The organism is Pseudomonas sp. AF03-9 (genome assembly GCF_020515815.1).
Classification (GTDB): Bacteria; Pseudomonadota; Gammaproteobacteria; order Pseudomonadales; family Pseudomonadaceae; genus Aquipseudomonas.
The window spans coordinates 1-18,247 of the sequence record NZ_JAHPJF010000005.1 but is presented as its reverse complement, the minus strand read 5'-3'; the positions used below and the strand labels follow the sequence as shown (position 1 = coordinate 18,247).

Here is an 18,247-nt window from a genome sequence, read left to right as displayed (position 1 = left end):
GACAACGCATCAGGGGCGACCAAGTATTTGTAGTGAAATCCTGCGTTTTTAGGCATTAAAAGTCGTTTTTAATACATTCATGTCTGAAGCAGGAAGGTCACAGGGCCATCATTGACCAAATGCACCTGCATATCGGCGCCAAAACGCCCGGACCCCACCTCGCCATGCAATTGTTGCGCTTGTAACAGCAAATGTTCGAAAAGCGCCGCTCCCAGCGCCGGAGGGGCCGCCGTGGAGAAGCTCGGCCGCAGCCCGCTCTTGGTATCCGCCGCGAGAGTGAACTGCGACACCAGCAGCAAACCGCCGTCGATGTCCTTCAAGGACAGGTTCATCTTGCCCTCGTCGTCGCTGAACACCCGATAGTTAAGCAGCTTGTGCAGGAGTTTGTCGGCGCTCTCGGGCGTATCGCCCGGCTCGACGGCCACCAGCACCAGCAACCCCTGGTCGATGGCCCCGACAACCTCGCCTGCGACCTCGACCCGGGCGCCACGCACCCGTTGCAACAGGCCCTTCATGCTTCTTCAGGCGGCAAGTCAAGCAAACGGCGCGCCATTTCGCCAGTCGCCCGCACCAGCGCATCCGTGATTCCAGGCTCGGAGGCCGCATGGCCCGCCTCGCGAATCACCTGCAGCTCGCTGTTGGGCCAGGCCTGATGCAGCTCCCAGGCGTTATCCAGCGGGCAGATCATATCGTAGCGGCCGTGGATGATTACGCCAGGCAGGTGCGCGATCTTGTGCATGTCGCGGATCAGTTGGTTGGGCTCCAGGAAGGAGTTGTTGGTGAAGTAGTGGCACTCGATCCGCGCGATGGACAGCGCACGCTGCGGCTCGGAAAACCGCTCCACATGCTGCGGGCTCGGGCACAGGCCGAGCATGCGCCCTTCCCAACCGGACCAGGCCTTGGCCGCGTGCATCTGGGCGATCTGGTCGTTGCCGGTGAGGCGCTTGTGGTAGGCCGCGATCATGTCGTGGCGCTCATCGGCCGGGATCGGCGCGATGTAGTCCTGCCAGTAATCCGGGAACAAGCGGCTCGCGCCTTCCTGGTAGAACCAATGGATGTCTTGCGGGCGGGCAAGGAAAATCCCGCGCACGATCAGGCCAAGCACGCGCTCGGGGTGGGTTTGCGCATAGGCCAGGGCCAGCGTCGACCCCCAGGAGCCGCCGAACAGCACCCACTTGTCGATGCCCAGGTGTTCGCGGATGCGCTCAAGGTCGGCGACCAGGTCCCAGGTGGTGTTGTTTTCCAGGCTCGCGCGCGGCGTGGAACGCCCGCAGCCGCGCTGGTCGAAGGTGACGATGTGATAGAGGTTCGGGTCGAAATAGCAGCGGCTGTTGGCATCGCAACCCGCGCCGGGACCGCCGTGGATGAAGACGACGGGCAAACCTTCGGGGGAGCCACTTTCATCGACGTACAGAGTATGCGTGTCATCGACGGCCAGATCGTGCCGGGCGTAGGGTTTGATCTGCGGAAACCAAGTCTGCATTGCGCGCTCCGTAAGGGGTCGAGTTCATCCCTGGGGGGACGTCTATTATTTTGCCGTCTGGCACTATAAACCCGAATTGTGCAATGAGCATGTCCTTGCGCGCTTAGACCTGTGTCAGCCCTTCGCTCCTGAGGTAATGCAGCAGGTGAGTGTAGAGTTGATCCACCTCCGCCACCTGCCCACGCGCCCGCAGGCAACCGTGCACCAGGCCTTTGCCGGGATACAGGAGCGTGTTGACGCCTGCGGCCTGCAAGCGTTCGGCGTACAGCCTGCCGTCGTCGCGCAACGGGTCGAATTGGGCTACGGCGATGAAGGCCTTGGGTAAACCCCTGAATGTTTCGGCACGCAACGGCATGGCATAGGGTGAGGATTGTGCCCCGTCTGACAGATACAAGGCCAAGTAGGCGTCGGTATCAGCCGTACTCAGCAACGGCGCATCCGCGCAATCACGCCGGGACGGCAAATCCGCCGCCCCGCCCAACCCTGGGTAAATCAGCACTTGCGCCAATGGCAACGGCTGCCCGTGGTCGCGCAACCCCAGGCATAACGCCGCCGCCAGGTTGCCACCGGCACTGTCCCCCGCCACCACCAGACGCTGACGGTTGATGGCATACGGCCCCTGCCCCGCCTGGAGCGCCTGCCACACGCTGCGGCAATCGTCGTACGCCGCCGGGAACGGGTATTCAGGGGCCAAGCGGTAGTCGATGGCGATCACCAGCACCTGGAGCGCACTGGCCAATTCGAAGCAGATGAAGTCGTGGGAATCCAAACCGCCGACGACCCAGCCGCCGCCGTGCATATAAAGAAGGCACGGCCAGCCGTCGGATGGGGTGGTTGGGGTGGGCAGGTAGCTGCGGATGCCGACGCCACCCAAATTGGAGTCCGCAACCGTCAGCCCCTGGGGCGGTGATGGGGTGAACGCCTGGCACATGCGGTTGTAGTTCTGGCGCAGGCCGGCCAGGGAGGTGTCGGTGTTGGTGAAAGATTCGGTCTTATCCACAAAGGCGAGCATTTGCGCAGAAATCGGGTAGTCGGCCATGCATCAGTCTCCCTGACACTTGAGAGCAAATGTGGGCGCAGGCAAGCCAGCCCCCACAGGGGGGGCCTCAGGGCTTGAGGCTGGCTTGTACGGCTGCCACGCCATCCTGGCCATCAAACGCCGTGACCCCAGCCAACCAACGCTGCACATCCTCGGGATGATCGCGCAGCCACTGCCTGGCCACATCCTGCGGCGATTGGCGCTCCATGATCGGCACCATCAACTGGCTTTCCTGGGCGGCGGTGAAGGTGAGGTTCTGCAACAGGCGATTGGCATTCGGGCAGCGCTCGGCGAAGTCCGGTGCGGTGACGGTGGACACCGTGGCGCGGCCTTCGTCGGGGCCGAATACGTCTTCACTGCCGGTGAGGTAGGCCATCTGCAGGTTGATGTTCATCGGGTGCGGGGTCCAACCGACAAAGACCACGAATTCCTTGCGATTCACCGCGCGCTGCACCGCCGCCAGCATGCCCGCCTCGCCGGAAGCGACCAACTTGAAGCCTCCAAGGCCAAAGCGGTCGGTATCGATCATTTTCTGGATGTCGGTGTTGGCGCCGCTGCCGGGCTCGATGCCGTAGATCTTGCCGCCCAGCTTGTCCTTGAAGCGGGAGATGTCGGCGAAGGTCTTCAGCCCGGCGTCCGCCACGTACTGCGGCACCGCCAGGGTGGCCTGGGCGTCGGCCAGGCTGGGGGTATCGAAGACCTTGACCTGCTTGGCCGCGAGGAACGGTGCGATATTGTTGTCCATCGCCGGTTTCCAGTAGCCGAGGAAAACATCCAGGCGCTTGTCGCGGATGCCGGCAAAGATGATCTGCTGTACGGCGCTGGTCTGCTTGCTGTCGTAGCCCAGGCCGTTGAGCAGCACATCGGCCATGCCGGAGGTGGCCACCACATCGGTCCAGCTGACCACGCCCATGCGGATGGTTTTGCAGGAAGCCGGCTCGGCGGCCATGGCTTGCGCACTGAGCAGTGCGGCGCCGATCAAGCTCAACAAGGTTTTTTGCATGGGGGTGGTCTCACTCGGCTGTTGTTATTGCACAACCTTACCCAGTGAGACCTGGGTGAACACGAACTGGGGCGACGGGCAGTTGCACTGGGGCGACTGTAAGGCCGTCATCGCAGGCAAGCCAGCCCCCACCTTTGACTGCATTCCAAAGGTGGAACTCGGTCAACTGTGGGAGCTGGCTTGCCTGCGATAGCGATTTCAGCCGTATCGCTGTTGCCCCCAGGCCAACAACCCTTCCAGCAACTGCTTGAGCACCACCCGCGTCGGCTCAGCCAGATCCGCCCGATACCGAAACGGCTCGACCTCTTCCATGTACGTGCACTGCCCCAACTCCAACTGCACCGCATGAATGTCCTGCGCCGGGTTGCCGTAGTGACGGGTGATATGCCCCCCCTTGAAGCGCCCGTTCAGCACGTGGGTGTATTGCGGATGCTCGGCGCAGATGGCTTCCAGCTGGCTGGCCAGCGCGGGGTCGCAAGCGGCGCCGTTGAAGGTGCCGAGGTTGAAGTCAGGCAGCTTGCCGTCGAACAGGTGCGGGATCACCGAGCGGATCGAGTGGGCATCGAAGAGCAAGGCGTAGCCGAACTCGGCCTTGAGCCGCGTCAGTTCGTCTTGCAGGGTCTGGTGGTACGGGCCCCAGATCTGCTCGAGATAGGTCGCGCGCTCGGCCTTGCTCGGTTCCAGGCCTTCACGGAACAGCGGCACGCCGTCGAACAACGTCGCCGGGTACAGCCCGGTGGTGGCACCGACGTACAGCGGCTTGTCGTCGGACGGGCGGTTCAGGTCGATCACAAAGCGCGAATATTCGGCAGCCAGGGTGCTGGCGCCGAGGTCCTCGGCAAAGTCATACAGCGTCGGGATATGCCAGTCAGTGTCCGGCAGGCTTTGCGCCTCGGGGATCAGCCCGGCCGCCACCGCAGGCGTCAGGCGCAGGCCGGCGTGGGGCATGCTGATCAGCAGCGGCACGCGGCCTCGTTTGAAGTTCAGAACCTTATCCACAGCATTGCTCCTTAGACGGTGACGTCGACGCCATGGCGCACGACGCGTTTATCCAGCTCGCCGCCCAGCCAGTAAGCCAGGTCGGCCGGGCGATCAATCTGCCAGGCGACAAAGTCGGCGACCTTGCCTACTTCCAACGAACCGTGGGTATCGCCCATGCCCAGGGCGGTGGCCGCGTGCTGGGTGACGCCGGCCAGGGCTTCTTCCGGGGTCATGCGGAACAGGGTGCAGGCCATGTTCAGCATCAGGCGCACCGACAACGCCGGCGAGGTGCCGGGGTTGAGGTCGCTGGCGATGGCGATCTTCACACCGTGTTTGCGCAGGGCATCCATCGGCGGCAATTGGGTCTCCCGCAGGAAGTAGAACGCGCCCGGCAGCAACACGGCGACGGTGCCGGCGGCGGCCATGGCGATGGCGTCTGCTTCGGTCATGAATTCCAGGTGATCCGCCGACAACGCCTGGTAACGCGCCGCCAGGCTGGAACCATGCAGTGACGAGAGCTGCTCGGCATGCAGCTTGACCGGCAAGCCCAGTTGTTGCGCGACCTTGAACACGCGCTCCACCTGCTCGGTGGAAAACGCCAGGTATTCGCAGAACGCATCCACCGCGTCAACCAGCCCTTCCGCCGCCAGGGTCGGCAGCATTTCGCTGCAGATGTGCTCGATGTAGTCGTCGGCGCGGTCCTTGTACTCCGGCGGTAACGCATGGGCCGCCAGGCAGGTGGCACGCACGCTGACCGGCAGCGCCTCGCCGAGGCGACGGACCACCCGCAGCATCTTGCGTTCATTGGCCAGGTCCAGGCCGTAGCCGGACTTGATCTCCACCGTAGTCACACCGTCGCGCAACAAACTGCGCAGGCGTTTGTGGCTGCTGTCGAACAGCTCATCTTCGCTGGCGGCACGGGTGGCGCGCACGGTGCTGGCAATACCGCCACCCTTGGCGGCGATCTCGGCGTAACTCACGCCTTCAAGGCGCTGCTCGAATTCGCCGCTGCGATTGCCGCCGAACACCGTGTGGGTGTGGCAGTCGATCAACCCGGGGGTCACCCAGGCGCCTTGCAGGTCATGGATAGCGCTGTAGTCCGCTGCGGGCACGTCGCTGCGTGGGCCGATCCATTCAATCAGCGATCCTGCCGTGACCAGAGCCCCATCCTCGATGATCGAGTATTTGCCGTGGGCCAGGGTCGCAATGTGGCAGTGTTGCCATAGCGTTTTCATCAACGCCTCCGTCAGTGGTCGGTGAAACTCATCCCTGTGGGAGCTGGCTTGCCATCGCCAGTGCTGCCGTGTTCACAGCCACGCTGGGGCTCGACAGCTCCCACACATTACAGGCTCGGCAGCAACTGGGCCGGCAGCAGCTCGTTGAGGCAGCGGCTGGCGAGCAGTTCGCTGGCGGCGATGATGTCCGGCGCGAAAAAGCGGTCCTTATCGTAGAACGCCACTTTGCTGCGCAGGATGCCACGCGCCTGTTCCAGCTTCGGCGAGGTTTTCAGGCCTTCGCGCAGGTCCAGGCCCTGGCATGCGGCCAACCACTCCACGGCCAGGATGCCACGGGTGTTCTCGGCCATTTCCCACAGACGCTTGCCGGCAGCCGGGGCCATGGATACGTGGTCTTCCTGGTTGGCGGAGGTCGGCAGGCTGTCGACGCTGTGGGGATGGGCCAGTGCCTTGTTTTCGCTGGCGAGTGCGGCGGCAGTCACCTGGGCGATCATGAAGCCGGAGTTGACCCCGCCATTGCCGACCAGGAACGGCGGCAGTTGGGACATGTGCTTGTCCATCATCAACGAGATGCGGCGCTCACTGAGGGAGCCGATTTCAGCGATGGCCAGCGCCATGTTATCGGCGGCCATGGCCACCGGCTCGGCGTGGAAGTTACCGCCGGAAATCACGTCGCCTTCGGCGGCGAACACCAGCGGGTTATCCGACACGGCATTGGCTTCCACCACGAGCACTTCGGCTGCCTGGCGCAACTGGGTCAGGCAGGCGCCCATGACTTGCGGCTGGCAGCGCAGGGAGTACGGGTCCTGGACCTTGTCGCAGTTCTGGTGCGACTGCGACACCTGGCTGCTTTCGCCCAGCAGGTCGCGATAGGCCGCGGCCGCATCGATCTGCCCCCGCTGGCCACGCGCCGCGTGGATACGTGGGTCGAACGGCGAGCGCGAACCCAGCACCGCTTCCACGGTAAGGCCGCCGCAGGCGAGTGCGCCGGCAAACAGGTCTTCGCCTTCGAACAGGCCGCGCAGGGCATACGCGGTAGACACCTGGGTGCCGTTGAGCAGCGCCAGGCCTTCTTTGGCGGCGAGGGTCAACGGGGTCAGGCCGGCGACTTTGAGCGCGTCGCTGGCTTGCAGCCATTCGCCCTTGTAGCGCGCCTTGCCTTCGCCCAGCAGCACCAGGGACATGTGCGCCAACGGCGCCAGGTCGCCGGAAGCCCCCACCGAGCCTTTCAACGGAATGTGCGGATACACCTCGGCGTTGATCAGCGCGATCAACGCGTCGATCACCTGGCGACGAATCCCGGAAAAGCCCCGGCTGAGGCTGTTGACCTTGAGCACCATGACCAGCCGCACCAGCGCATCGCTGATCGGCTCGCCCACACCGGCGGCATGGGACAGCACCAGGGACCGCTGGAGGTTTTCCAGGTCTTCACTGGCGATACGGGTCGAGGCCAGCAGGCCGAAACCGGTGTTGATACCGTAGGCGGTGCGGTTCTCGGCGAGGATCTGCTCGACACACGCCACGCTGGCTTCGATCTGCGCCGAGGCGCTGTTATCCAGGCTGAGGGTCACCGGCTGCTGGTAGATGGCCCGCAGTTGGGCAAGGCTCAGTTGGCCGGGGATCAGGTTTAGCGCAGTCACATTCCTACTCCTTTGAATTGTTTTTAGTGCAAATCGGGTAATGCGGTGTCTTTGAGCAACTGGGCGGCAGCGGCAATATCCGGCGCCAGCCAGCGATCCTGCTCATAGGCCGGGACGACTTCACGCAGCAAGCGCCAGGCGCGGTCGGTGCCGGCGCCGAAGCGCCGGTCCTTGAGGAATTCAAACGCCTGGGCCGCCAGCAGGTACTCGATGGCAAGGATCTGGGTGACGTTGGCCAGCACCTGGTGCAGCTTGAGTGCGGCGTTGGTGCCCATGCTCAAGTGGTCTTCCTGCAGGCCCGAGGTGACGAAATTGTCGAGCACCGCCGGTTGCGCCAGCTGGCGGTTCTGCCCGCACAGGGACGCGGCGACGTACTGCACGATCATCATCCCGGAATTGACCCCGGGGTTGCTGACGAGAAACGCCGGCAAGCCGCTGACATGGGGGTTGATCAGGCGGTCCAGGCGACGCTCGGCCACCGAGCCGATCTCGGCCATGGCGATGGCGAGCATATCCGCCGCCAGCGCGACCGACTGACCGTGGGGGTTGGCCTGGGATACGACGCGGTAATTCTCCGGCGTGCCGAGCAGCAGCGGGTTGTCGGTGGCACTGTTGAGTTCGGTTTCGATCTGGCGCGTGGCGTGCTCGACTTGATCGCGGGCGGCGCCGTGGATCTGCGGGATCGAGCGGATGCTCAACGCGTCCTGGGTGCGCAGGCCTTTGCTGCTGGCGATCACTTCACTGCCGTCGAGCAACGCGCGCAAATTGCTGCCGACGTGCTGCATGCCGGGGTGCGGCTTGAGGGCGATGATGTGCTCATCGAACGCGTCGATCTGGCCGCGCAGAGCCTCGAAACTCATGGCGCCGATGACGTCGGCCCATTGCAGTAAATGGTGCGCATCAGCCAGGGCCAGGCAGCTCAGGCCGGTCATACACGGCGTGCCGTTGACCAGGCACAGGCCGTCCTTGGCGCCCAGCACCACCGGCTGCAAGCCTTCGGCGCTCAGGGCCTGTTGCGCCGGAACGATCTGCCCGCGATAGCTCACCGTGCCGACGCCCAGCAGCGCCACGCCGACATGGGCCATGTGGGTCAGGTAACCCACCGAACCCTGGGACGGCACTTGCGGCGTGATGCCGTGGTTGAGCAGTGCCAGCAACGCGTGCACCACCTGCGGGTGCAGGCCGGATTTGCCCTGGCTGTAATTGATGATGGCGGCGCAGATGATCGCGCGGGTCTGCTCGTCGCTGAGCACCGGGCCGACGCCGCAGGCGTGGCTGAGCAGGGTGTTGCGAGACAGCTGGCTGAGTTGCTCGCCGGCGAGCGAGACATTGCACAACGCGCCCAGGCCGGTGTTCACCCCGTAGGCACGCTCGCCGCTGGTGACGATGCGCTGCACGATGGCTTGGGCGTTGTCGATGCGTGCCCAGGCCTGGCCGGAGAGTTCGAGGACCGCACCGTGGCGGGCGACGGCGACCACGTCCTGCCAGTGCAATGGCGTATCCGCGATAGTGATTTTTGTTGGCTGGGACATCTTCATACCTTCGTTGATTCTTGTGCAGCGTTGCCGACGTCTTCGCGAGCAAGCCCGCTCCCACAGGGGGAATGCATTCCAAATGTGGGAGCGGGCTTGCTCGCGAAAGGGCCAGCAGGCGCACCACACCTTTTGGCTCAGACCACCGCCGCCCGCCGCTGAACAAATCGGTCCACATACTCATCCGCCGGCGAATGCAGGATCTCCCGTGGCGTGCCGACCTGGATCAGCCTGCCGTCCTTGAGGATCGCAATGCGGTTGCCGATGCGCACAGCCTCGTCGAGGTCGTGGGTGATAAACACGATGGTTTTGTGCAGGGTCTTTTGCAGCTCCAGCAACTGATCCTGCATCTCGGCGCGGATCAGCGGGTCGAGGGCGCTGAACGCTTCGTCCATCAGGATGATGTCGGTGTCGGCCGCCAATGCGCGGGCCAGGCCGACGCGCTGGCGCATGCCGCCGGAGAGCTGGTGCGGGTATTTGTTTTCATAGCCCTTCAGGCCCACGGTCTCGATCCAGTGCAGGGCGCGATCAACGCAGACCTGCTTGCTTTCGCCACGCACTTTCAGGCCGTAGGCAACGTTGTCGAGCACGCTCTTGTGGGGCAGCAGGCCGAAGCTCTGGAACACCATGCTGATCTTGTGGCGACGGAATTGACGCAGGGCGTCCATGTCCAGTTGCAGGATGTCTTCGCCGTCCACCAGGATCGCGCCGCTGGTGGGGTCGATCAGGCGGTTGAAGTGGCGCACCAGGGTGGATTTGCCGGAGCCCGACAGGCCCATGATCACGAAGATCTCGCCGGTGCCGATGCTCAGGGACAAGTCGTTCACGCCGACCACGCAGCCGGTTTCGGCCAGCACCTGGTCCTTGGTCTTGCCCTGGCTGATCAACGACAGCGCCTCCTTGTCACGGGCGCCGAAGATCTTGAAGACGTTTTTAACTTCGATTTTGCTGACAGTAGTCATTTGCTCGCCTCATGCCGTGGACGACCATAGGCCTGGGTAATGCGGTCGATGACCACTGCGAGAATCACGATCGCCAGGCCGGCTTCAAGGCCACGCCCGACGTTGAGGGTCTGGATGCCGACGAGTACGTCTTCACCCAAGCCACGGGCACCGATCATCGAGGCGATCACCACCATCGACAGGGCCATCATGGTGGTCTGGTTGATCCCGGCCATGATGCTTGGCAGCGCCAGCGGCAGTTGCACGCCGAACAGTTGCTGCCAGCGGTTGGCACCAAAAGCGTTGATGGCTTCCATGACTTCGCCGTCGACCTGGCGGATGCCCAGATCGGTCAGGCGGATCAGCGGTGGCGCGGCGTAGATCACCGTGGCGAAAATCGCCGGGACCTTGCCCAGGCCGAACAGCATCAGTACCGGGATCAAGTACACGAAGCTGGGCATGGTCTGCATGATGTCCAGCAGTGGCATCAGCACCGAACGCAGGCGATTGCTGCGTGCCGAGAGGATGCCCAGCGGAATGCCGATCAGCACCGAGATCACCGTGGCGACCATCATCAGCGCGAGGGTCTGCATCAGCTTGTCCCACAGGCCGACCGCCCCCACCAGAAACAGCAAACCGACGATCACCGCCGTGGTCACGACCTTGCGCGTGGCGTGCCAGGCGACAGCGCCGACGATGGCCAGCATCAGCCACCAGGGCGCTGCGCGCAGCAGCCCTTCCAGGTTGACGATGGCCCACAACAGGGTGTCGGAGATGTGCCGGAACACATCGCCGTAGTTGGTGACCAGTGAGTCCACCCAACCGTTGACCCAGTCGGCGATGGAAAACGTAAAACTCTCAGGAAACATAGCGTGCTCTCGATCCAATGGGTTGTAGCCAGGCGCCCGGCTGACCTCTCAGGGTAGCCGGGCACGCTTGACCTACAAGGCCGCGTCGATTTTCTTGGCTGCGTCTTCACTCACCCAGGCGTGCCAGACTTCAGGATGTTCCTTGAGGAAGATCTTCGCCAGTTTCGGCGACTCAATTCGTTCCTTGGCCATGCGCCCCAGGTTCTGGTTCAGCAGGTCGATTGGCAGGTTGACCTTTTCCAGCACGGCCACCAGTTCCGGGGCCTGCTCGTGGAAGGTCTTGGACAGGCCGACCTTGATGCTCACGCTTTTATCCACGCCGGGTTTTTCTTCCAGCTTGACCAGATCGACCTGGCCCATCAGCGGCGTTGGCGACCAGTAGTAGAACAGGATCGGCTCGCCACGCTTGTAGCTCGACAACACCGCCGCATCCAGCGCCGGGCCGGTACCGGGGCGGAAGTTGGTGTAGGTGCTTTCCAGGCCGTAGCTCTTGAGCATTTCGCTGTTGTCCAGCTCACAGGTCCAACCGGCCGGGCAGTTGTAGAAACGGCCTTTGGACGGTTCTTCCTGGTCCTTGAACACGGCGGCGTACTTGGCCAGGTCGGCGATGTTTTTCAGGCCCGGGGCCTTGGCTTCCAGCTTGCGCTTGGCGTCGCCTTCAATCACGTAGCGCGGCACGTACCAGCCTTCGATAGCCCCCACCACCGGGGCGCCGACGCCGACGACTTTGCCGGCCTTCTCGGCCTTGTTCCAGACTTCGCTGCGGCCCACCCATTCTTCGGCAAACACTTGGATGTCGTTGCTGCTCAGGGCGTTTTCCATGGTGATGGAGTTGCCTGGCAGGCTGTCGGTTTTGCAGTCGTAGCCTTTTTCCAGCACGGTTTGCAGGATGTCGGTTAGCAACATGCCGCTTTCCCAGTTCAGCCCGGCGAACTTCACCGGCTTGCCAGACTCGCACCAGCCGGCTGCCTGGGCACCGGCTGATGCCAGCACGCCAGCAGAGAACAAGGTGGCCAACAGGGTCTTATGCATTTTCATTGTTGTGACGCTCCCAATCTTGAAATGGATTACGGCAGTCAGTAGGCATCCAGCCATGTCCACGTCCCATCAGGCTTGTGCAACCAGCCCGTTTGTCGTCGTTGGTGCAGCGCCCTGCTCTACCGGCAGGATCAATTGATCGGGCACGCTGCCGTGCCATTTTTTCGCACACACGTAATACAGGGCGGCGGGCAGTACCAGGCCGATGATCCAGGAAATATCCACGTCACCCAGGGCGGCCACCAGGGGGCCGGTGTAGAACTTGGTGGAGATGAACGGCAACTGCACCAGCACACCGAACACATAGACGCTGATACCCAGCAGGTTCCAGCGACCGTAGCGGCCATTGGGGTCGGCCAGCGCCGGCACGTCATAGCGCTCGCGGGTGATGCAGTAGTAGTCCACCAGGTTGATCGCGCTCCAGGGCGTGAAGAACGCCAGCAGGAACAAGATGAACGACTTGAACGCGCCGAGGAACGAGTGCTGGCCGAGCAGTGCGATCAGGGTCGCCGTACCCACGATGGCCAGCACAAACACCAGGCGCTGCAGGCGCGTGACCTCCAGGCGACCACGAAAGCCGCTGATGATGGTCGCGATGCACATGAAGCTGCCGTAGGAGTTCAGCGTGGAGATGGTCACCTTGCCGAACGCGATGCTGAAGTACAACAGCGCAGCCGTGGCACCCGTGCCGCTCAAGCCGACAATGTAGGCCACTTCATGCCCGGCGAACTGGCCGTTGGACATGGCGGCGGCAAACACGCCGAGGATCATCGCCACCTGGGCGCCGATCACCGAACCTGCGCCAGCGGCGAGGAAGGTTTTCACCGACGACGTGCGGCTTGGCAGGTAACGCGAGTAGTCCGCCACGTAAGGGCCGAAGGCGATTTGCCAGGACGCCGCGAGCGACACCGCGAGCAAAAAGCTGCTCCAGCTGAAGTGACGGATTTGCAGGAGTGCACCCACGTCCGTCTGGCCCATCAGGCGGCTGAACAGATAAACAAAGGCGATCACCCCAATGACGCTGGCGACGCGGCCGATGAAGTGAATCACCCGGTAACCGAGCACCGTGACCAGCACGATGACACTGGCGAAGATCAGGATGCCGACGCTGTCGCTGACGCCAAACAACTGGCCCAGCGCCTGGCCGGACAGCACGGTGCCGGTGGCGGTGAACCCGAGGTACATCAGGCACACCAGCACAATCGGAATCGCCGCGCCGTACACCCCGAACTGCACCCGGCTGGAGATCATCTGCGGCAGGCCCAACTTGGGCCCTTGCGCCGCATGCAAAGCCATCACGCCACCGCCGATCAGTTGGCCGATCAACAGACCGATCAACGACCAGAACACATCACCGCCCAGCACCACGGCCAGGGCCCCGGTGACAATCGCGGTGATCTGCAGGTTGGCCCCCATCCACAGGGTGAATTGGCTGAACAGACGACCGTGTCTTTCCGCTTCCGGGATGTAGTCGATCGAACGTTTCTCGATCAACGGGGTGGTGTCATTTGCAGCCATGTCGGTTCAACCTCTGGTGGATTGTTATCTAGATCAGCGCAGATCAAATGTGGGAGCGGGCTTGCTCGCGAATACGGTGGGTCGGCTACAGATGCATTGACTGAAAGTCCGCTTTCGCGAGCAAGCCCGCTCCCACAAAAGCCCGCTCCCACATTAGTTACTTGATCATCGGAAGATTGAGGCCCTGCTCTTTGGCGCAGTCGATCGCGATCTGGTAACCGGCATCGGCGTGACGCATCACTCCGGTCGCCGGGTCGTTGTGCAGCACGCGGGCAATCCGCTCGGCCGCTTCGTCGGTGCCGTCGCAGACGATCACCATGCCGGAGTGCTGGGAGAAGCCCATGCCCACACCGCCGCCGTGGTGCAGCGAAACCCAGGTCGCGCCGCTGGCGGTATTGAGCAAGGCGTTGAGCAGTGGCCAGTCGGACACAGCGTCGGAACCGTCCTGCATGGCTTCGGTTTCACGGTTCGGGCTGGACACCGAGCCGGAGTCGAGGTGGTCACGGCCGATCACCACCGGCGCCGACAGCTCGCCGCTGCGTACCATTTCGTTGAACGCCAGGCCGAGCTTGGCGCGCTGGCCCAGGCCAACCCAGCAGATGCGCGCCGGCAGACCCTGGAAGCTGATGCGCTCGCGGGCCATGTCCAGCCAGTTGTGCAGGTGGGCGTCGTCGGGGATCAGTTCTTTGACTTTGGCGTCGGTCTTGTAGATGTCCTGCGGGTCGCCGGACAGGGCCGCCCAGCGGAACGGGCCGATGCCACGGCAGAACAGTGGGCGGATGTAGGCCGGGACGAAGCCAGGGAAGTCGAAGGCATTTTCCACGCCTTCTTCCTGGGCCATCTGACGGATATTGTTGCCGTAGTCGAAGGTCGGAATGCCTTGTTTCTGGAAGTCCAGCATGGCTTTGACATGCACGGCCATCGACTGTTTGGCGGCCTTGATCACGGCGGCCGGTTCGGTCTTGGCGCGGGCGCGGTATTCGTCCCAGGTCCAGCCGGCGGGCAGGTAGCCGTTGAGTGGGTCGTGGGCGCTGGTCTGGTCGGTGACCATGTCCGGGCGTACGCCGCGCTTGACCAGTTCTGGCAGGATTTCGGCGGCATTGCCCAGCAGCGCGATGGAGATCGCCTTGCCTTCCTTGGTGTATTTGGCAATGCGCGCCAGGGCGTCATCGAGGTCGGTGGCTTGCTCGTCGACGTAGCGGCTGGCCAGGCGGAAATCGATGCTGACCTGCTGGCACTCGATGTTCAGCGAGCACGCGCCGGCCAGGGTAGCCGCCAGCGGTTGTGCACCGCCCATGCCACCGAGGCCGGCGGTGAGCACCCAGCGGCCGGTCAGGTCGCTGTTGTAATGCTGGCGCCCGGCCTCGACGAAGGTTTCGTAGGTGCCCTGGACGATGCCCTGGCTGCCGATGTAGATCCAGCTGCCGGCGGTCATCTGGCCGTACATGGCCAGGCCCTTGGCATCCAGTTCGTTGAAGTGTTCCCAGCTGGCCCAGTGCGGCACCAGGTTGGAGTTGGCGATCAGTACGCGCGGGGCGTTGCTGTGGGTCTTGAACACGCCGACCGGCTTGCCGGATTGCACCAGCAGGGTTTCGTCGTCGTTCAGGTTGGTGAGGCTTTCGACGATCTGGTCGTAGCACTCCCAGTTGCGCGCCGCACGGCCGATGCCACCGTACACCACCAGTTCTTTCGGGTTCTCGGCCACTTGTGGGTCGAGGTTGTTCATCAGCATGCGCAGCGGCGCTTCAGTCAGCCAGCTTTTGGCGGTGAGCTTGTTACCGTGGGCGGCGCGGATTTCTACGTCACGGTATTTAGTAGGCTTGGTCACAACAAGAACTCCTCAGCGATCGATGCGCATACCTGATTGGTGCGAAGCGGACTCTTACGCACACATCTTTACTTGTACATACAAGCATATGCAATCGAGCGGCCAACTTGCTGAGGGAGCTGTTGAGAATTTTTTGGAAAGAGCGTGCGAGCCTTGGAAATTAAGGCTTCCGCGTTGGATGAAATTTCTTACGGGGGAGTTTTGTGGCGGGGGATAGTTGTCTTGTCCGCATGGCTTTGCGCCATGCTGGGGCGTTCGGTAACAAGTTGGTGCGCCGGTTGGAAACAGATCGAATCAACAGCGGGAAACAAATGTGGGAGCTGGCTTGCCAGCTCCCACACTTTTAACCGCGTGCGGTCAGTTCGATGATGCAGCTGCGGCCGCTGACGGCGATGTCCAGCAGGCCGGCGTTACCGTCGATTTGCAGACAATCGTGATGGCCAAGTTTCTGGTCCAGCACCTTCACTTCATCAGCGACACTGAACACCAGCACCGTCTGCGCCGTGCTGAAAAACCGCTGCTCGCCGTCGATCCACTGCAACCGCGCGTGATAACGCTGTGGCGAATAGATCAGGTTGAAATCGCGGATCGGCCCGGTGATCAGGCGGCATGACACCTGGCTGTCACCCTTGAACGCAAACGCCTGCAGCGGCAACAAGCCACGCTGCTCCTCGCCATCGACGGTCAACACCATGCCAGCGCCCTGGATCACGGTGATCACGCGCTGGTAACCGGCGAAGGTGGAAAAGCCGCCCGACTCGCCAATATCGGCAATCGACAGGCGCCAGCCAAAACCGTCCAGGCCCTGGCCCGCATCACGGGTGATTTCTTCGGTGCTGCCGCCGCCGTTCTTCCACGGCATGCGCACGTAATCGGCGGCGCGCCAGACTTTGACTGCAGTCATTTGCTGAAACGTCCTTCGAGACTGTGGCGCGAGCCGGGGTGGATCAAACGTGCTGCGGTCACCGGTTGGCGGCCCGACCAGGTGCGGCGACGAATCAACAGGCAGGGTTCGCCGGGTTCGATTTGCAGCAACTTGCACTCGGAGGCGTCGGCAAGGATCGCCTCGACCACATGCTCGCCTTCGGTCAACGGTGCGACCTGGTTCAGATAGGCGTAGGGGGTTTGTTGGGTGAAATCCTGTTGCAGGTATTCCGGCGCGACCAGGGCATTGACGAAACGGTCTTCGATTTGCACCGGAATATCGTTTTCGAAGTGCACGATCAACGAGTGGAACACCCGCCCGCCTTCGCGCATTTCCAAGGCGACGGCGCGCTCGGAACCGGCGGCCTCTTCGCCCAGGTGGATGACCTGGCAGGTGTGCCGGTGACCGCGGGAGGCGATCTCGTCGGCAATGTTGTGCACTTCAAACAGCGCTGACTGACTCTTGGGTTCGGCGACGAACGTACCGACGCCTTGCATTCGCACCAGCAACCCTTCGGCGGTGAGCTCACGCAGGGCGCGGTTGATGGTCATGCGGCTGAAGCCCAGCTCGCTGACCAGTTCGCTCTCCGACGGCACGCGGTAATGGGGCGGCCAATTGCCGTTGAGGATCTGCTGGCTGATCATCTGTTTGACGCGGGCATACAAGGGCGCCGGACTTTCGTCCATGTGGGCAGCCAGCGAAGAGTTGGCGGGCGGAGTCGGCACAGGGAATCCTTGCAGGTGGAAAAGATGCATAGATTGCCGGAGTTTACCGAGCAGGCAAACGTCTGTATATGTATATACAAATAAACACACGACCGGGGTGCTCTGATCATGTCCGCTTTCTTTGCCGAACGCGCACTGCTGCCTAATGGATGGGCCAATGACGTACGTCTTGAAGTCAGCGCCGATGGCCTGCTGACAGAGGTTGCGGCCAATGCCAACGCAGACGGCGCCGAACGGCTGAGAGGCCCGGTTTTGGCGGGCATGCCGAACCTGCACTCCCACGCTTTCCAACGTGCGATGGCCGGTCTGGCCGAAGTGGCGGGCAACCCGAACGACAGTTTCTGGACCTGGCGCGAGCTGATGTACCGCATGGTCGGCAAGATCAGCCCAGAGCAATTGCAGGTGATCGCGCGCCAGCTGTATATCGAAATGCTCAAGGCCGGCTACACCTCGGTGGCCGAATTCCACTACGTGCACCATGACGTCAACGGCCAGCCGTATGCCGACCGTACCGAGCTGTCACGCCAGATCAGCCAGGCGGCGGCCAGCAGCGGCATCGGCCTGACGTTGCTGCCAGTGCTCTATACCCACTCCGGGTTTGGCGGCCAGGCACCGAATGAGGGCCAGCGACGGTTTATCAACAGCACTGAAAGCTATCTGGAACTGCAAGCGCGCCTGCAGCCCATCCTCGCCGCGCAACCGGCGCAGCAGTTGGGGCTGTGTTTCCACTCGCTGCGCGCGGTCACGCCGTCACAAATCAGCGCAGTGCTGAGCGCCAGCGACAAAGCCTGCCCGGTGCATATCCACATCGCCGAGCAACAGAAGGAAGTCGACGACTGCCTGGCCTGGAGCGGCAAGCGCCCGCTGCAATGGCTGTACGACAATGTTGCAGTGGATGAACGCTGGTGCCTGGTGCATGCCACTCATGCCGATGCGGATGAAGTCGCGCGCATGGCCAAGAGCCGGGCGATTGCCGGGCTGTGCCTGACCACTGAGGCGAACCTGGGTGACGGGATCTTCCCGGCGGTAGACTTTCTCGCGCAAGGCGGGCGCATGGGGATTGGTTCCGACAGCCATGTGTCGTTGAGCGTGGTAGAGGAATTGCGTTGGCTGGAATACGGCCAGCGCCTGCGGGATCAGCGGCGCAACCGTTTGTATCGCAGCGATCAACCGATGGTGGGCCGCACGCTGTTTGATGCGGCACTGGACGGCGGCGCACAGGCGCTGGGCCAACCGATTGGTCGATTGGAGGTGGGTAGGCGCGCGGATTGGCTGGTGCTGGACGGCAATGATCCGTACCTGGCGACGGCGAGCGACGATGGCATTCTCAATCGCTGGTTGTTTGCCGGTGGGGATCGGCAGGTGCGGGATGTGCTGGTGAACGGGAAGTGGGTGGTGCGGGAGGGTCGGCACGCTGACGAAGAAGACAGCAATCGCGCATTCACCCAAGTACTGAAGGACCTGCTCGGTTAAAAATGTGGGAGCGGGAT

16 protein-coding genes are annotated in these 18,247 nt (G+C 62.9%); 1 reads left to right on the top strand and 15 read right to left on the bottom strand.

What is annotated here, in order from left to right:
• Window positions 1-77: 77 nt before the first annotated feature.
• The 15 genes from dtd to hutC form a co-directional block, all read right to left on the bottom strand.
• Window positions 78-515 (bottom strand): D-aminoacyl-tRNA deacylase, encoded by a 438-nt coding sequence (gene dtd, locus LIY36_RS09475; protein ID WP_226455520.1) that lies wholly within the window; start codon window positions 513-515, stop codon window positions 78-80.
• Entirely contained in the window at window positions 512-1,483 is a 972-nt protein-coding gene (gene pip, locus LIY36_RS09470) for a prolyl aminopeptidase (RefSeq protein ID WP_192298376.1), read from the bottom strand. Before pip ends, dtd begins: the two co-directional genes overlap by 4 nt.
• Window positions 1,484-1,586: 103 nt before the next feature.
• On the bottom strand, window positions 1,587-2,522 hold the full coding sequence (locus LIY36_RS09465; protein ID WP_226455519.1) for an alpha/beta hydrolase: 936 nt from the start codon (window positions 2,520-2,522) through the stop codon (window positions 1,587-1,589).
• A 67-nt stretch (window positions 2,523-2,589) separates the two neighbouring features.
• Window positions 2,590-3,525: a choline ABC transporter substrate-binding protein gene (locus LIY36_RS09460; RefSeq protein WP_226455518.1), complete on the bottom strand. Its 936-nt coding sequence runs from the start codon at window positions 3,523-3,525 to the stop codon at window positions 2,590-2,592.
• Between the two features lie 198 nt (window positions 3,526-3,723).
• Window positions 3,724-4,524, bottom strand: coding sequence for an N-formylglutamate deformylase (hutG, locus tag LIY36_RS09455; protein ID WP_226455517.1), 801 nt, complete (start codon window positions 4,522-4,524; stop codon window positions 3,724-3,726).
• Window positions 4,525-4,535: 11 nt separating this feature from the next.
• The gene (hutI, locus tag LIY36_RS09450) at window positions 4,536-5,741 is read right to left on the bottom strand and encodes an imidazolonepropionase (RefSeq protein ID WP_226455516.1); all 1,206 of its coding nucleotides are present in this window, start codon (window positions 5,739-5,741) and stop codon (window positions 4,536-4,538) included.
• Window positions 5,742-5,848: 107 nt separating this feature from the next.
• Window positions 5,849-7,381, bottom strand: a complete 1,533-nt coding sequence (gene hutH / locus LIY36_RS09445) for a histidine ammonia-lyase (RefSeq protein ID WP_192298381.1) — start codon at window positions 7,379-7,381, stop codon at window positions 5,849-5,851.
• Window positions 7,382-7,404: 23 nt separating this feature from the next.
• Window positions 7,405-8,913 (bottom strand): histidine ammonia-lyase, encoded by a 1,509-nt coding sequence (gene hutH / locus LIY36_RS09440; protein WP_226455515.1) that lies wholly within the window; start codon window positions 8,911-8,913, stop codon window positions 7,405-7,407.
• Window positions 8,914-9,050: 137 nt separating this feature from the next.
• Window positions 9,051-9,875: a quaternary amine ABC transporter ATP-binding protein gene (locus tag LIY36_RS09435; RefSeq protein WP_192298383.1), complete on the bottom strand. Its 825-nt coding sequence runs from the start codon at window positions 9,873-9,875 to the stop codon at window positions 9,051-9,053.
• Window positions 9,872-10,723, bottom strand: a complete 852-nt coding sequence (locus tag LIY36_RS09430; protein ID WP_012721776.1) for an ABC transporter permease — start codon at window positions 10,721-10,723, stop codon at window positions 9,872-9,874. The genes LIY36_RS09435 and LIY36_RS09430 overlap by 4 nt, the downstream gene beginning before the upstream one ends.
• A 72-nt stretch (window positions 10,724-10,795) precedes the next feature.
• Window positions 10,796-11,761: an ABC transporter substrate-binding protein gene (locus tag LIY36_RS09425; RefSeq protein WP_192298384.1), complete on the bottom strand. Its 966-nt coding sequence runs from the start codon at window positions 11,759-11,761 to the stop codon at window positions 10,796-10,798.
• A gap of 69 nt (window positions 11,762-11,830) precedes the next feature.
• A complete protein-coding gene (locus LIY36_RS09420; RefSeq protein ID WP_192298385.1) occupies window positions 11,831-13,279 on the bottom strand; it encodes a purine-cytosine permease family protein in 1,449 nt (482 codons plus the stop codon).
• Window positions 13,280-13,436: 157 nt separating this feature from the next.
• Window positions 13,437-15,107, bottom strand: coding sequence for a urocanate hydratase (gene hutU / locus LIY36_RS09415; protein ID WP_124525413.1), 1,671 nt, complete (start codon window positions 15,105-15,107; stop codon window positions 13,437-13,439).
• A gap of 343 nt (window positions 15,108-15,450) precedes the next feature.
• Window positions 15,451-16,011: a HutD/Ves family protein gene (locus tag LIY36_RS09410; protein ID WP_192298387.1), complete on the bottom strand. Its 561-nt coding sequence runs from the start codon at window positions 16,009-16,011 to the stop codon at window positions 15,451-15,453.
• Window positions 16,008-16,718, bottom strand: a complete 711-nt coding sequence (hutC, locus tag LIY36_RS09405) for a histidine utilization repressor (protein WP_370694901.1) — start codon at window positions 16,716-16,718, stop codon at window positions 16,008-16,010. Before hutC ends, LIY36_RS09410 begins: the two co-directional genes overlap by 4 nt.
• A 147-nt stretch (window positions 16,719-16,865) precedes the next feature.
• Between hutC and LIY36_RS09400 the strand changes: the two genes are divergently transcribed.
• Window positions 16,866-18,230 (top strand): formimidoylglutamate deiminase, encoded by a 1,365-nt coding sequence (locus LIY36_RS09400; protein ID WP_226455513.1) that lies wholly within the window; start codon window positions 16,866-16,868, stop codon window positions 18,228-18,230.
• The last annotated feature ends 17 nt before the right edge of the window (window positions 18,231-18,247 follow it).